At 62.8% G+C, this 15,349-nt stretch carries 14 protein-coding genes; 11 read left to right on the top strand and 3 right to left on the bottom strand.

Annotated elements, in window-relative coordinates; all coding sequences use genetic code 11:
* The 4 genes from repA to ShzoTeo12_RS17480 all read left to right on the top strand — a co-directional run bounded on the left by repA (position 1) and on the right by ShzoTeo12_RS17480 (position 4,093).
* Positions 1-1,209 carry a plasmid partitioning protein RepA gene (gene repA / locus ShzoTeo12_RS17465; protein WP_119255412.1) on the top strand — a complete coding sequence of 403 codons (1,209 nt, stop codon included), beginning with the start codon at positions 1-3 and terminating at the stop codon, positions 1,207-1,209.
* A gap of 2 nt (positions 1,210-1,211) precedes the next feature.
* A complete protein-coding gene (repB, locus tag ShzoTeo12_RS17470) occupies positions 1,212-2,237 on the top strand; it encodes a plasmid partitioning protein RepB (RefSeq protein ID WP_318913196.1) in 1,026 nt (341 codons plus the stop codon).
* Positions 2,238-2,393: 156 nt separating this feature from the next.
* Positions 2,394-3,716 (top strand): plasmid replication protein RepC, encoded by a 1,323-nt coding sequence (repC, locus tag ShzoTeo12_RS17475; RefSeq protein WP_318913198.1) that lies wholly within the window; start codon positions 2,394-2,396, stop codon positions 3,714-3,716.
* 89 nt (positions 3,717-3,805) lie between these two features.
* Positions 3,806-4,093 carry a DUF6074 family protein gene (locus ShzoTeo12_RS17480; protein WP_318913199.1) on the top strand — a complete coding sequence of 96 codons (288 nt, stop codon included), beginning with the start codon at positions 3,806-3,808 and terminating at the stop codon, positions 4,091-4,093.
* On the opposite strand, the gene ShzoTeo12_RS17485 is transcribed toward ShzoTeo12_RS17480, so the two are convergent.
* Positions 4,094-4,675: a LysE family translocator gene (locus ShzoTeo12_RS17485; protein WP_318913201.1), complete on the bottom strand. Its 582-nt coding sequence runs from the start codon at positions 4,673-4,675 to the stop codon at positions 4,094-4,096. It lies immediately after the preceding gene.
* A 131-nt stretch (positions 4,676-4,806) separates the two neighbouring features.
* Here ShzoTeo12_RS17485 and ShzoTeo12_RS17490 point away from each other — a divergent pair, with 131 nt between their 5' ends.
* A complete protein-coding gene (locus ShzoTeo12_RS17490) occupies positions 4,807-5,307 on the top strand; it encodes a heme-degrading domain-containing protein (RefSeq protein WP_318913202.1) in 501 nt (166 codons plus the stop codon).
* A gap of 22 nt (positions 5,308-5,329) precedes the next feature.
* On the opposite strand, the gene ShzoTeo12_RS17495 is transcribed toward ShzoTeo12_RS17490, so the two are convergent.
* Positions 5,330-6,091 carry a DeoR/GlpR family DNA-binding transcription regulator gene (locus ShzoTeo12_RS17495; RefSeq protein WP_318913203.1) on the bottom strand — a complete coding sequence of 254 codons (762 nt, stop codon included), beginning with the start codon at positions 6,089-6,091 and terminating at the stop codon, positions 5,330-5,332.
* A gap of 228 nt (positions 6,092-6,319) precedes the next feature.
* On the opposite strand from ShzoTeo12_RS17495, the gene ShzoTeo12_RS17500 reads away from it, so the two are divergent.
* From ShzoTeo12_RS17500 to ShzoTeo12_RS17510, 3 genes are all read left to right on the top strand, one after another.
* A complete protein-coding gene (locus ShzoTeo12_RS17500; RefSeq protein WP_318913205.1) occupies positions 6,320-7,228 on the top strand; it encodes a phosphotransferase in 909 nt (302 codons plus the stop codon).
* The gene (locus tag ShzoTeo12_RS17505; RefSeq protein ID WP_318914384.1) at positions 7,225-9,666 is read left to right on the top strand and encodes an FAD-dependent oxidoreductase; all 2,442 of its coding nucleotides are present in this window, start codon (positions 7,225-7,227) and stop codon (positions 9,664-9,666) included. The genes ShzoTeo12_RS17500 and ShzoTeo12_RS17505 overlap by 4 nt, the downstream gene beginning before the upstream one ends.
* A 447-nt stretch (positions 9,667-10,113) precedes the next feature.
* Positions 10,114-11,241, top strand: a complete 1,128-nt coding sequence (locus tag ShzoTeo12_RS17510) for an RHE_PE00001 family protein (protein ID WP_318913206.1) — start codon at positions 10,114-10,116, stop codon at positions 11,239-11,241.
* A 113-nt stretch (positions 11,242-11,354) separates the two neighbouring features.
* On the opposite strand, the gene ShzoTeo12_RS17515 is transcribed toward ShzoTeo12_RS17510, so the two are convergent.
* Entirely contained in the window at positions 11,355-12,245 is an 891-nt protein-coding gene (locus tag ShzoTeo12_RS17515) for a LysR family transcriptional regulator (protein WP_318913208.1), read from the bottom strand.
* A gap of 120 nt (positions 12,246-12,365) precedes the next feature.
* Between ShzoTeo12_RS17515 and ShzoTeo12_RS17520 the strand changes: the two genes are divergently transcribed.
* From ShzoTeo12_RS17520 to ShzoTeo12_RS17530, 3 genes are all read left to right on the top strand, one after another.
* Positions 12,366-13,109 (top strand): SDR family oxidoreductase, encoded by a 744-nt coding sequence (locus ShzoTeo12_RS17520; RefSeq protein ID WP_318913209.1) that lies wholly within the window; start codon positions 12,366-12,368, stop codon positions 13,107-13,109.
* A gap of 399 nt (positions 13,110-13,508) precedes the next feature.
* Positions 13,509-14,531 carry an ornithine cyclodeaminase family protein gene (locus ShzoTeo12_RS17525; protein ID WP_318913211.1) on the top strand — a complete coding sequence of 341 codons (1,023 nt, stop codon included), beginning with the start codon at positions 13,509-13,511 and terminating at the stop codon, positions 14,529-14,531.
* Between the two features lie 317 nt (positions 14,532-14,848).
* Positions 14,849-15,208, top strand: a complete 360-nt coding sequence (locus ShzoTeo12_RS17530) for a hypothetical protein (RefSeq protein ID WP_318913212.1) — start codon at positions 14,849-14,851, stop codon at positions 15,206-15,208.
* Positions 15,209-15,349 lie beyond the last annotated feature (141 nt).

Genomic DNA, 15,349 nt, shown 5'->3' on the forward strand with positions numbered 1-15,349 from the left:
ATGAATATGGCCGCAACGTTTGGACAGGCAATTTCCGAGGTCGATCAGCTGATCATCGGACAGGCCCATGAGCTTTCAGACAAGCTGAAGCAGCACCGGCTGGAAATGTTCCCGCCCGTCGCGCGAAAGGGCCTGCGCCAGTTCCAGCTGAGCGAGGCTGCGCATTTCCTCGGCGTCACCAGCGGCTACCTGCGCAACCTGTCGCTGGAATCCAAGGGCCCCCTGCCGCAGGTCACCCCTTCCGGCCGCCGGTCCTATACGGCCCAGCAGTTGCAGGAGATGCGCGAATATCTCGAGCAGAACAGCCGTGGCCAGCGCTACGTGCCGCGCCGGCGCGGTGCCGAGCATCTGCAGGTCATCGCCGTGGTGAACTTCAAGGGCGGCTCCGGCAAGACGACGACGACCGCGCATCTGGCGCAGCATCTCGCCCTGACCGGCCATCGCGTCCTTGCCGTCGATCTCGACCCGCAGGCGAGCCTTTCGGCCATCCACGGCTTCCAGCCGGAATTCGACGTCGACGAGAACGAGACCCTTTATGGCGCCATCCGCTACGACGACCAGCGCCGGCCGCTGAAGGAGATCATCCGCAAGACCAACTTCCCCGGCCTCGACATCGTGCCGGGCAATCTCGAGCTGATGGAGTTCGAGCACGACACGCCGCGCATCCTCGCGCAGGGCAACAGCGGCGACTACGGTCGCATCTTCTTCGCCCGGCTGGACGAGGCGCTGTCCTCGGTCGCCGACGATTACGACGTGGTGGTGATCGACTGCCCGCCGCAGCTCGGCTTCCTGACGATGAGCGCGATCTGCGGCGCGACGGCGGTGCTGATCACCGTGCATCCCCAGATGCTCGACGTGATGTCCATGTGCCAGTTCCTGCAGATGCTGGGCGAGGTGCTGAACACGCTGAAAAGCGCGGGCGGCAACATGAACCTCGACTGGCTGCGCTATCTCGTCACCCGCTACGACCCGGCCGATGGCCCGCAGACGCAGATGGTCGCCTTCATGCGCTCGCTTTTCAAGCAGCATGTGCTGACCAGCACGATGGTGCGAAGCGTCGCCATCGCCGATGCGGCGCTCACCAACCAGACGCTCTACGAGGTCGAGCGCAGCCAGTTCACACGGGCCACTTACGACCGGGCTCTTGAATCCATGGAAGCGGTCAATTCGGAGATCGTCGATCTCATTCACAAGGCATGGGGGCGTTGATCATGGCGCGCAAGAACGTTCTGTCCAACCTGATGAACCCGTCGGCCGAGCCGGCGGATTCGTCCAATCCGGGACAGGAAGAACAGCGCCCGTCGATCACCTACAAGGGCATCGGCGCGCTGGGGGCGGTCACGCGGAGCATCGATGCACTCGCAGCCAAGGCCGATGCGGCAAAGGAAATCGAGGCGAAGCTTGCCGCCGGCGAGGTCGTCATCGAGCTTGAGCCCGACCAGATCGAGGAATCCTTCATTTCCGACCGCCTGGTTCATTCCGATCAGGAATTCCAGGAACTCGTCGAGGCGATGCGCGTGCGCGGCCAGGATTCGCCGATCCTCGTGCGCCCGCATCCCACGAAGGACGGCACCTACCAGATCGCCTTCGGTCACCGCCGCGCCAAAGCCGCCCGGCTGCTCGGCCGGCCGGTGCGTGCCATCGTCAAGTCGCTGACCGACCGCGACCATGTCATCGCCCAGGGCCAGGAGAACAGCGCGCGCGCAGATCTTTCCTTCCTCGAGCGGGCGACCTTTGCCGGGGAACTGGAGACGCGCGGCTTCGATCGCGAGACGATCATGTCGGCTCTCAGCGCCGACAAGACGACCGTTTCGAAGATGCTTTCGGTCGTGAACCGCATTCCGAAAGGCGTGCGCGCCGGCATCGGCCCTGCCCTTTCCATCGGCCGCGACCGCTGGCACGAGCTGGCGACGCGTTTCGACGATCCTGCCAATGAAGACAAGGCCGTGGAGTTCCTGGCGCGCGAACGCATCCGGACCCGCCCGCCGGAGGAACGCTTCAACCTTCTCAACAGCCATCTCGCGCGCCATGAGACGCCAGCCGCCGCAAAGCTGGCACCGGCCACCTGGCATCGCAAGGATGGCGCTGTGGAAGCCTCGATCAAGACGAACGGCCGGCAATACACGATTGCCCTGAAGGCGGCGGAAGCCGCGGCCTTCGGCGCTTACATCACCCGTAATCTGGATCGCCTCTACGAGGCGTATCGCACGGAAAACAAACAGAAATCAGGAGATTGATCCGCAAAAGAAAAAGGCCCCCTCAACGTTACCGTCGCGGAAGCCCTTCTCATCGTTTAGCAGCCTGAGAATCGCACTTCCCCGAATCACAGTCAAGCCTTTTCGGCACCGGTTTCGGTGATGGGGTCTCTTTTGCCTGCTGAAAGGTGAAGAGACATGGAGATGGACGGCATTACGACGCCTTTCGGGCGGCGGACAATGACGCTCGGCATGTTGGCAAGCCAGGCGATCGCGAAAAAGATCGCGCCGGAAGCCAGCGTCGACAAATGGAAGCTATATCGCTCGCTTTGCGAGGCACGGCCGAAGCTCGGCATCAGCGACCGTTCGCTTTCGGTGCTGAACGCGCTGATGAGCTTTTATCCGAAGACCGATCTTAACGGCAGCGACGGGCTGGTGGTGTTCCCATCGAATGCCCAGCTCTCGCTGCGCACGCATGGCATGGCGGAAACCACGCTGCGCCGGCATCTTGCCGCGCTCGTGGAAGCCGGTCTCCTCTCCCGCAGGGACAGCCCGAACGGCAAACGCTACGTCCGCCGCGACCGGCATGGCATGATCGGCGAAGCATTCGGCTTCTCGCTCGCACCCCTCCTTGCCCGGGCAAGAGAGATCGAAACGCTGGCCGCCGAGGTCACCGCCGAGCGTCTGTTGCTTCAGCGTCTGCGCGAGCGCGTGACACTGGTGCGCCGCGACATCACGAAGCTGATCGGCACGGCGCTGGAAGACGGCCTTGCCGGTGACTGGACGCAGTACGAAGCGGAATATCGCCGGCAGGTGGACGCCTTGCCGCGCGTCGCCACGACGGAAATCCTGGAGCCGATCCTCGACGCACTCGAAACCTTGCGGACGGAAATCCTCAAATATCTGGAACAGCAGATTATTTTGCAAAATACGGCCGGCAATGCCGGCCATATTGAGCGGCACAAACAGAATTCACAATCCGAATCTATTTCTGATTCTGAACATCGCTTTGAAAGGAAGCGGGAGGAAAATCTTGGCGTGGAGCCGTTGCTGTCGCATCAGACGAGCATGAAAGAGCCGACAAGAACCGGCGAGCGGGAAGCCAGCCGCGAGGGGATGCAGCCAACCAGCCAGCGTGCACCACTCCCAGGCGATTCTGCGCGGTTGCAACCTCCAAAGCCCTTCCCGCTTGGGCTCGTTCTGCAGGCTTGCCCCGAAATCGTGCCGTTCGGACCGGGTGGCAGCATTTCGAGCTGGCGCGATCTGATGACGGCCGCCGTCGTGGTGCGCTCGATGCTGGCGGTCAGCCCCTCTGCCTACGAGGAGGCCTGCCAGGCGCTCGGGCCGGAAAATGCGGCGACCGTGATTGCCTGCATCCTCGAGCGCTCGGGCCATATCATCTCGGCTGGCGGCTATCTCCGCGATCTCACCCGTAAGGCGGAACGGCGGGAGTTCTCCCTCGGACCGATGCTGATGGCCCTTCTGCGAACGGGCGGAGTGCCGGCGAAACAGGCGGGCTGATACGGAGTGAGGCGGTAAATCCACTTTGGAAACGGCATGTTAACCATAGGGTTCCTAATCATGGGTGGACGAAAAGGAAGCCCGAATCAATGCCGCCACTCGCCTCGGTCCAGCCGCGCCGCCGTTCCATCGCCACCGATACCGTCGTTCCGTTTCCGGCCGAACGCCGGACGGCCCAGATCCGCCATTGTGCCGGCGAGCTGGACGGGCTTCAGGGAGAGGATGCGCGCCTCTACTGGATAAGGGTGTGCCGGGAATTGGCGGAAGAACTGCGCAAGCTCGGTTCGAGCGAAAACCAGGCACGCACCGCCGTCCTGGCCTTTCAGGACGAGGTGCAGCAGGAACTCTTCCGCATGCATCACGCCGAGGATGTCTGATCAGAGCATGCCTGACGCGCTGCCGGCAAGCCCGACCGAAAAGACGACCAGGAAGATGGCCGCCACGCGATAGACGAGGCGCGGCGACACGACCGGTGCTCGTCCGGCGATACTCCCCAATGCCAGGAAGCTTGCCCCCGCGCATAGGACGAGCAGGCTGAAGAGACCGAGTGCCGGCGCGATCTCCATGAGGTTCCCGGTCGGCATGATCGCGAGTGCGATGATCGGTGCTTTCGGATTGAGCATCGTCGTCAGGAAGACCTGGCGAACCGTGACCGCAGACGTCAGCCCTTCAGGCGCTTTTGCCGCTGAAACGCGCCACATCCGGATCGCCAGAAACAGCACCCAGCATGCAGCGAGAACGCGAAGGCCCATAGCGAGCGGTGGATGCTCGTTGAAAAGAGGCGCGGCAACAGTCGTCAAAGGGATGACGACAGCAAGATAGCCACAGAGCTCGCCGAGAAGAAGAGGAAGGCTCGCGCGCCAGCCCCGCGCAGCGGCGCCGACAGTCAGCAGGGTATTGGTTGGCCCCGGCGTGAAGAGCAGCGCGAGGATGGCGGGAACGAAAAGACCGTCGGGCATGGAGGCTCCATGGCTATGCTTAGCCCCTACTCTATCGTATCCGCGCAAGGCAAGCTTGATCTCCGTCAATGCCTCTTCCTCTTGCCGGAAACTCCCGATAGGAATCGTCGGCGTATTCGAAGGAGATGGTCATGACCGAAGCGATTGCAGAGGATATCCGGCGGCTGGAGGAACAGGAACGCTTGCTGCGTTTTACCAGCTTCGGCCCGGCGGACGCATGGGCGCTCGGCAACCGGGTGCGCGAGGTGGCGCTTGCCCGCGGCGCGGGCGTGGCGATCGATATCTCTCTCAGGGACCGGACGCTCTTTCATGTGGCTCTGCCCGGCACCACGACCGACAATGCCGAATGGATCCGCCGCAAGCGCAACACGGTGCTGCGCCTGTGGAGCGCTTCCTATCTCGTCGGCAGGCGCCTTGCGCTTTCCGGCCGGGACCAGGTCGAGGCGCGCAATCTCTCTTATGCCGATTTCGCCACCCACGGCGGCAGCGTTCCACTTTTCGTTGCCGAGCTGGGCTGCGTCGGAGCGGTGACCGTCTCGGGGGTGCCGGAGCGCATCGACCATGCGATCGTCGCCGACGCCATGGCATCCTTCCTGAATATCGATCTGGGTGATGCGCGCCTGCCTGAATAAGCTCGCGTTTACGGCGGTAAACTCAGCTCGCGAGAACCACGGCGACGCCGGCCGTTTTGAGCGCTGAACCGATATCGCGTGGTGGTATCCGATCGGTGAAGAGCTCGGTAAGCGCGCCGAATTCGCAGACCCGGACCAAGCCCTGCCGGCCGAACTTGGTGTGGTCGGTAATGACCACGGCGCGCTTGCCACGGGAGACGACGGCCCTCGCGAACTCGGCTTCTTCCAGATCATAATCCATCACGCCGATTTCCGCATCGATCGCGCCCGTCGTTATGACCGCATGGCCCACGGTGAAGTGGCTGATGAACTCGATTGCCGAGACGCCGAAGGCCGCGCCGTTGTCGCTCCGCAGCTCGCCGCCCGCCATATAGACGCGGTTGTCGTTGATGGTAGACAGCGTGCGCGCGATATCCGAGGAATTGGTCACGACGGTCAGGCGGCGGTGGCCGAGCAGTTCGCGGGCGAGGTAACTGGTCGTCGTGCCCGTATCGAGCATGATCGAGTCGCCGTCGCGGATCGTCGCGGCCATGGCGACGGCGATCGCCTTCTTTGCATCGCTGTTCTCCCGCATGCGCTTTTCGAACGGCGCCTCGCCGAGGATGGAGGGCAACGCGACGGCGCCGTGCATCTTCACGACCGTTCCGCTGCTTGTCAGCGGCTTGATATCGCGGCGAACGGTTTCCAGCGAGACATCGAGCCTTCTTGCCAAGTCGGAAATGGACACCGTTCCGTCCTGCTGGAGAAGGCGAAGAATGTCACTGTGACGCTTGGAGTAGTTCATATTCGTGGGATTCCGCAGAAGAGTACGTCTATTTTCATAAGCTTTTACGGACCTGCTGGCAAGAAAAGCCGCATAATCAGTCATAAAAACATAAAAAACCACATACCCCCGATTGACAGCGGCGCAGGGAGAGCATGACATTGCGCTAATAAGGCGAAAGAGCCGGCAAGGGACTTCGGTCGCGGTGAGAGGGGCCTCGCAACCAGCCGATCCGCGGGAGGAGTATCGATGGAAGGCGACGGGCTCGACCGCGTCGTTGAGGAGCGAATTCGCGCCCTGCCCTGCTGGCGCGGATCCATAGAAATTTCGCCCCTTCCCGGCGGCATCAGCAATGAGAGCTATCTGGTGGCTGATCAGGCCCGGCGGCACGTCGTTCGGTTCGGGCGGGACTATCCGTTCCATCATGTCTATCGCGACCGAGAGCTCATGACGGCGCGGGCAGCGCACGTCGCAGGATTCGGACCGGAAATTCTCTATTCCGCACAAGGCGTTATGGTCTCAGCCTATCTGGGCGCTCGACCGCTCTGCGCCGGTGATGTGGCCAGTGACTATCGCCGGATTGCTGACCTCCTGCGTCGCTTTCATATAGCCATGCCAAGGGAGGTCGAGGGCGCGGCTTTCCTGTTCTGGCCCTTTCATGTGGTGCGGGACTATGCCCGAACGCTGAGCATCGGCGGCAGCCGCATGCTGCGGCAGGTACCGGCCTATCTCGAACTGGCCGAGGAACTGGAGGCGGCGCAGCTTCCGCTGCCTATCGTCTTTGGCCACAACGACTTGCTTCCCGCCAATATCCTCGATGACGGGGAGCGGCTTTGGCTGATCGATTTCGAATATGCCGGCTTCTCGACGGCCATGTTCGATCTTGCCGGCGTCACATCCAATGCCGAGTTGCCCGCAGACATCGCCGAGGATTTTCTGACCGTTTATTCCGGCTCTCGGCCTTCCTTCGAAATGCGGCGTGCGCATGCTGCCATGCAATGCGCCTCGCTTCTGCGCGAATCCATGTGGGCGATGGTGTCCGAACTGCATCTTGCCGTGCCCGGTGCGGATTATGCCGGCCATGCGGCAAGCAATCTTGTCCGCCTCGAAGAGGCGCTCGATCACTACCGAACGACCTACGGGAAACGCCTCAAATGACCCTGCCTTCCCATGCCGCTATCGTCATCATTGGTGGCGGCATCATCGGCTGCTCGACGGCCTTTCATCTCGCGCGCGACCATAAGGCGGATGTCATTCTTCTGGAGCAGGAGGCCCTGACCTCCGGCTCCACCTGGCATGCCGCCGGTCTTGTCGGCCAGTTGCGCTCGTCGGCTTCGATCACCCGCGTGCTGAAATATTCGGTCGATCTCTACAAGGATCTCGAACACCAGACCGGCGTTGCGACCGGCTGGAAGATGGCGGGCTGCCTTCGGCTCGCGACGAACCGGGATCGCTGGACGGAGTTCCGCCGCCTTGCCACGACGGCGGGAAGCTTCGGCATGGACATGCATCTGCTGTCGCCGGAAGAAGTGAAGGCCCTCTGGCCTCTGATGGAGGTCGGCGACCTCGTGGGTGCAAGCTTCCTGCCGACGGACGGGCAGGCGAGCCCATCCGATATCACGCAGTCGCTTGCCAAGGGCGCCCGCATGCATGGCGCGAAGATCTTCGAACACGTGCGCGTCACCGGTTTCGATCTGCAGGATGGGCGAATCCACAAGGTGCGCACGACGATGGGGGATATTGCCTGCGAGACGGTGGTCAACTGCGCGGGGCAATGGGCAAGGCAGGTCGGGGCGATGGCGGGCGTCAATGTGCCTCTCCAACCGGTGAAGCACCAGTATATCATCACCGAGCGGCTTCCGGGGCTCGCCGTGGATGCGCCCACGGTGCGCGATCCGGACCGGCGTACCTATTTCAAGGAGGAAGTCGGCGGCCTGGTCATGGGCGGCTATGAGCCGAACCCACAGGCCTGGACGACCGGCGACGTGCCGGCCGACTGGGCCTTTCGGTTGTTCGATGACGACTACGATCATTTTGAACAGCATATGGTCGAGGCGATCGCCCGGGTGCCGGCACTGGAGAATGTCGGCGTCAGGCAGATGATCAACGGCGCGGAGAGCTTTACGCCCGACGGCAACTTCATTCTCGGCGCTGCTCCGGAATGCCGGAACATGTTCGTCGGGGCGGGTTTCAACGCCTTCGGCATCGCCTCCGGCGGCGGGGCAGGGTGGGTGCTGGCCCAATGGATCATCGACGGGGAGGCGCCGCTCGATCTCTGGTCCGTCGATATTCGCCGGTTCAGCGACCTGCACAGGGACCGTCAATGGGTGCTCGACCGCACGCTGGAAGCCTATGGGAAGCACTATGCGATCACCTTTCCCCATGAGGAATACGAGAGCGGCCGCCCGCGTATCGTCTCACCGCTCTATGATCGCTTGAAGGGAAGGGGGGCGGTCTTTGGCTCGAAGCTCGGTTGGGAGCGGCCGAACTGGTTTGCGCCGCAGGGAGTGGCGGCGAGGGACGTCTATTCCATGGTCCGGCAGAATTGGTTTACCGCCGTAAACTCGGAGCATCGGCACGTGCGCGAAGCGGTCGGTATTTTCGATCAGTCGTCCTTTGCCAAATATGAGATGAGGGGGCCTGATGCCGTGAAGGCCCTCGACTGGATTTGCGCCAATGACATTTCAAAGCCGGCAGGCCGCATCACCTATACGCAGCTTCTCAACAGCCGCGGCGGCATTGCCGCGGACCTGACGGTCGCGCGGCTGTCCGAGGATGCATTCTATATCGTGACAGGCACCGGCTTTCGCACGCATGATCTTGGCTGGATAGCGGACCATATTCCAGCAGGCTCCGATGTCACGCTCCATGATGTGACGGAAGAGTATGGCGTGCTCTCACTGATGGGGCCGAAGGCGCGGACGGTGCTTGCGGCGGTTACGGATGCGGATGTGTCCAATGCCGGTTTTCCCTTCGGCCATGTGCGGGAGATTGCCATAGCCGGTCATACCGTCCGCGCATTGCGCATCACCTATGTCGGGGAACTCGGATGGGAGTTACACATGCCGATGGACGCTTTGATCGATGTCTTCGACGTGCTGATGAAGACGGGGACGTCATCCGATATCCGGCCTGTCGGCTATCGCGCGCTTGAATCGCTGCGTCTCGAAAAGGGATATCGGGCTTGGGGAGCGGATATCACGCCGAACGATACGCCCTTCGAGGCCGGTCTCGGCTGGGCGGTGAAGTTGCGCGAGAAGGGAGACTTTCTCGGCCGCTCTGCGCTGGAGGCCGCAAAGGGGCAACCGCAAAGAAAGGCCTTCGTCGGCTTTACGGTTGACGACCCGAACATCGTCCTTCTCGGCCGCGAGACGATCCTGCGAAATGGTGAGCCGGTGGGATATCTCACGAGTGGAGGATATGGCGACACGATCGGCAAGGGCATCGGTTATGGCTATGTCTGCCGCTCGGAGGGCGTAGACGATGCCTTCCTGAAAGACGGCGTTTACGAGCTCGTCGTCGCGATGGAGCGCACACCTGCGACCATTCACTTGGAGCCGCTGTACGATCCTCTGGGCCTTCGGGTGAGAAGTTGAGGATGATGAATGGCCGTTTGTTGCAGGCGACCAGATCTGTCTTTCCGGTGGCATGACGAGCAGGGGAGGCCAGTATCCGTTGGTGGTAGCGCTACCGCTGATCATCCGTGCCCGTTGCTATGGAAAGCGACTCGGCTATTCAGTGTTTTGCCTCTGGTGGGGAACCGATAGCGCTCCATGAGGTGCCGGATGGCCGGGCGTATCGGCGATCTCGCAAACCCTTGTATGGACGGGAAGTCTATCAATCGTTCGTAAACGTCTCTATGGTGTCATTAGCGGAACGAGGTGAGTCGGAGCGTGTGAATTTACGCGGTCTCACCGACGGGAACGGCCACTGCACGCCGAAATCCGAGTATCCCCTCTCATTATTCCTGGTCCTCTTCTTATCGAAACCTCATGTGGTGAACGTTATCGCCCACATAGCGTTCGTTTGGAAAATCGCTTACCATGAATTCAATGCGTTACGATCCTGCGAAATTGCCTATCCAACGCCTGCTTCAGCCGCTTTCTGACGCGGAAGTGGCGCTGGCGCGCCTCGATGAGCGAGTTGCCCGCTCCCCGGTCGGTCAGGGATGGATCGAGCGCATGCATTTCACGGATGCCTGCGCATCGCTCTGGGTCGATGGTGAGCTCGTCCATCTCGAGGATCTCGTCCTGCATGATGCGGCGCATGACGTTCGCGCTCCCACCCATGAATTGACCATTGCGTCCGACGTCCTCAGAACCCGGCGTCGTATCGCCGCGCAGCCATCCGATTGGGCCTTGTCGGCGCAAGGCCTGAACAACCTTTGCAGGGCGGGTGGGGTTGATGGCGGCCAGTCAGTCCGTGACGGCGGGGGAGGGGCGGCGGATGCTGTGGCGGTGGCGCAGGGGAGCGACGATGTCGGCGAGGATATGTCGGATCCGTTGGCCCGCGAACTTGCGGCGATCGATGCCTTGCTGGCGCGGTCGGAGGCGATGATGGCGGAGACGAAGGCTTCCGGTCGCGTGCGCGAGCGGGAAGCGCTCGTCTACGAGGCGGATTGGGATGAGGATGCGCGTCTGGAGGAATGGCGCGCCGTGCTGGCCGAGATCGGCAATTTGCCGCCGGTGCTGCAGGCGGTCCTCGCCCTCGATGCGTGGAATGTTCTCGGCGTCCTGCAGCATGGGGCCTGGCTCGGCCGGCAGCTTGCCGGCAGCATATTGCGCCAGGCCGCACTTACCACCGGCCCCCATCTCGCGGCCTTCAATCTCGGCCTGAAGAGCATTCCTGTCGACCGGCGCCGGCACGTCGATCGCGACATCAGGATCTCGGCCATGCTGCATGCCCTTGGCGCGGCCGCGGAACTGGGGCTGAAGGAACATGACCGGTTGACGCTGGCGCGCACCATGATGGAGCGCAAGCTCGTCGGGCGGCGAGCCTCATCGAACCTGCCCGGCCTCATCGATCTGGTCCTGGCACGGCCGATGGTTTCGGCCGGCATGGTCGCCGAGGCGCTCGACGTCACCCCGCAGGCGGCCTTGCGCATCATCCGCGAACTCGGGCTGCGCGAGATGACGGGCAGGGGGCGTTTTCGCGCCTGGGGTGTCGTCTAGGTGCGCGGCCGTATTGCACGATACGGCAGATACGGTGCTGGACAGAGAGGTTACCGGCTCTCCCGTCGTTCATGCGGGTGGTCGCGGTAGAGACGATTTGTGATGCGTCCTTTTCAACCGCGCTGCTTGAAGAGAGAGACGATCCAGTCAACAAACACGCGCACGCGCGGCGAAAGCTGCCGGTTGCGTGGGTAGAGGAGCGAGACCGGCGTGCTCGTGGGCGGAAAGTCCGCAAGCACTTCTACGAGATCCCCCGCCGTAATCGCCATCTCCGCATGATAGCGGGGGATCTGGATCAGGCCGAGACCAAGCCTGGCGGCGGCGACATAGCTTTCGGCCGCATTTACCGAAACGGTGGCGGGCAGGACGATCTCCCGCAAGTCTCCACCCACGACGAATTCGAGCGGCAGCACGCCGCCTGTGGCGCTGGAGCGAAAGCCGATCATCTGGTGGCCGTCGAGTGCATCGGGATGCTGCGGCGTGCCATGGCGGGCGATATAGGCTGGGGCGGCCAGCGTGACCTCGTCGAGCATGGCGACCGTTCGTCCCACCATGTCGCTATCCTGCGGCGCGCCGACCCGCAGGACGCAGTCGATGCCTTCGCGGACGAGATCGACTAGGCGATCCCCCTCGCTCATATAGATTTCGATGTCGGGATATCGGATGAGGAAGTCGGGCAGGTTCGGCAAGACGAAGTGGCGCGCGAGCGTGCCGTGGACATCGACGCGCAGCAACCCCTTCGGCTTTGCGCCGGCAAACGCGCCCTCGGCATCCTCGATATCGGAAAGGATCGCGAGGCAACGGCGGTAATAGGCCTCCCCGTCCAGCGTCGGACTGACATGGCGCGTCGTGCGCTGGAGGAGCTGAACGCCGAGGCGTGCTTCCAGATCCTTCACCGCATCGCTCACCGTCGATCGCGGCAGTCCCGTATCTTCCGCTGCAAGGGTGAAGCTGCGGCGCTCGACGACGCGGGCGAAGACCCGCATGGCTTCCAGCTTGTCCATTTCCATTGTTCTCTTACTTCGGAAAGTGAAGCCGGATAATGGCCGATTATCCGCATTTGAGAAAGTGGCAATGTCTTCTTCATCGAACACACGCGTTGCTGAAAACCGAAGGAGAAGAGCATGTCCACGAACCAGAACAAGGTTGCCCTCGTCACCGGGGCATCGCGCGGGATCGGCGCGGCCATTGCCGAGCGGCTCGGCCGGGACGGCTTCAGCGTCATCGTCAACTATGCCGGCAATGCGAGCGCCGCCGAGGGCGTCGTGCGCAGGATCGAGCAGGCCGGCGGCAAGGCCGTCATCGCGCAGGGCGACGTTTCCGATGCGCAGGCCGTGCGCCGCCTTTTCGACAGCGCGGAAGCAGCTGCCTATGGCGGTGTCGACGTGCTGGTGAACAATGCCGGCGTCATGATGCTCTCGCCGCTGGCTGACGCGGATGATGCCCATTTTACCCGTCAGATCGATGTCAACCTCAAGGGCACGTTCAACACGCTGCGCGAGGCGGCAAGGCGTCTGCGCAGCGGTGGACGCGTCGTCAATTTCTCGACCAGCGTCGTCGGCCTGAAGCTTGAGACCTATGGTGTCTATGCGGCGACCAAGGCGGCGGTGGAAACCTTGACCGCGATCATGGCCAAGGAGATGCGTGGCCGCGGCATCACCGTCAATGCCATCGCGCCTGGCCCGACGGCCACCGACCTCTTTCTCAACGGCAAGTCGGACGAGCTGGTCGAACGCATGGCGAAGATGAACCCGTTGGAGCGCCTCGGCACGCCGGAGGACATCGCCGCCGCCGTCGCCTTCCTCGCCGGGCCAGATGGTGGCTGGATCAACGGCCAGACACTCCGCGCCAATGGCGGCATGATCTGACCGTCGCACGGCGGCTGGCGTTGCCGGCCGCCACCGGCGCCGATTTCTGCGAGGGCGTCAATGCCGTGGGCTTCTTGCGTTAGGCTCGCGTACCACTGTAACTTTAATACGTATCCTTGTTTTGCATACGATGATTTTGGGCATGCTAGTCTGACTCAGGATTCTTGCCATTTCAGAATCTCCCGTAACTTCGCAGGCCATACTCCCTTGGTTCGCTGGAATTGCCGCTGCCAGAACCACTCTCGGCGGAGAAATTTGGTATCAAGCTTCGGCTTATATGTAATCAAATCACAATTGACATTGCATACAATATGGCCGTAGCGTGTCATCGCGAAGGGCGGAGGAGCCCTTCCTGCATGATACGAATTCCCGATATCACCCGAGCCAGCGAGAACGCCGATGGAAGCCGCTAACAGAACCGATCCGCGCACGACCCTCGTGCTTTCCCGGTCCGAGATCGAAGGGCTGGTCACCATGGCGGAGGTCATCGAGGCGGTGGAAGCGGCTCACGCCGACATGTCCAGCGGCAAGGCTGCGCAGCCGGCGGCCGTCGCGATGAAGCTTCCCTCCAGCAGCGGAGCCTTCCTGGCGATGCCTGCGCTTGCCGACCGGCAGGGGCTTGCCGTGGTCAAGCTGCTCGCCGACATTCCTGACAATCCGGGCCGCAGCCTTCCCATGCAGCGCTCGGTCGCGCTGCTCGTCTCGCAGGCGACCGGCGCGCCGGTGGCGATCTTCCATGGCCAGATTCCCACCCGCATCCGGACGGCCGCCGCGAGCGCTGTCGCCACGCGCCACCTGTCTCGTCCCGACAGCCGCGTGCTCGGGCTGATCGGTGCGGGCGACCTTGCCGTCGAGCATGTTCGCGCCATCCGGGAGGTGCGTGGGATCGAGCGCGTCGTCGTCTGGTCGCGTTCGGCCGCCACCGTCGCCCGCTTCATCGAACGCGTCGGCCGCGATTGTCCCGAACTCGTGCTGGAGGGCGCCGCTTCGCCGGAGAATGTCTTCGCCGAGGCCGATGTCGTCTGCACGCTGACCCCTTCCCGCGAGCCGCATGTGAAGGGCGCCTGGTTCAGGCCGGGGCAGCACATCAATGCCGTGGGAGCGCCGCCGCGCCCGGATCATCGCGAGATCGATTCCGCCGGCATGGCGAGGGGCCGCGTCTTCCTCGACAGCGTCCCGATGGCGATGCACGATTCCGGCGACCTTCTCCTTGCCATCGCCGACGGTGCGATCACCGCGGAACAGGCCGCGACCGAGATCGGCGACGTCATCACCGGTGCTGCTTTGGGCCGGACTTCGGCCGAAGAGATCACGCTGTTCAATTCCGTCGGCCTTGCCGTGCAGGATCTGGCGATCGGCGACCTGATCGTCGCAAGAGCCCGCGAAAAGGGCATTGGCATGGAAATCGACCTTACGGCCTGAAGTCGTGATCGGCCCGCTCCGGGAAAGAGCCGGCCGATTTCCACCGCTCGCTCCCTATACTTCGGCCTTCCCGCCAACAACCTGACCGATCTTCTGACAGTTCTGCCCTGCAGATCACGATGGTCCATTGCGTCGTTGAGGCGATGAACCTGGAGGCTCGTTCTCGGGCGAAAGAATCTGCAGCATCATTGTTCCCGCCCCTTGCCCGGTGCGACAACGAGGACCTGCTCCCGTATCTGTTCACGCCCCGGCGAGGCTGATATGACTGCCGGGGTGAGGGCAAGATGAGAAAACGCGGGCAACGAGGCAGATCGGGCATGGTGGCAGTCGCTGTCGCCATCCTTCTCGCGTTGCAGGCTCTCCTCGGCTCCGCAGCCCTTGCCGCCCACAGCGCCATGCCTGCGCTGGACAGCTTCGGAAACCCGCTCTGCATCACCGGTGCCGAAGGCCATGCACCCGAGCCGGGGCAGGACAGGGACCGTTCGCCGCTTCCCGATTGCTGCACGATCGCCTGCACGATGGCGCTCGGCTTCGTGCCGACGGGCAGGACTGCTGCGATCTTTTTCAATCCGCTTATTCAGCCTTCGCAGCGCATCGTCGCAAGGAAGGTGCTGCATCTGCGGTCCATGCTGGATCGTCTGCCGGGCAATCCGCGCGCGCCGCCGCTCGCCGCCTGATCGCCGAGCCACTACCGTCTTCTCCAGTCGCATGATCGATTCCGCCCGACGCGAAAGCGTCGGCAATCGGCGCGGCACGCGGAGGGCCATCGCCCTTCGGGCCCGGAGACGGCGCGTTCTTTCAGGAAAACATCCTTATTC

This window comes from Shinella zoogloeoides, from assembly GCF_033705735.1.
Lineage (GTDB): Bacteria > Pseudomonadota > Alphaproteobacteria > Rhizobiales > Rhizobiaceae > Shinella > Shinella zoogloeoides_A.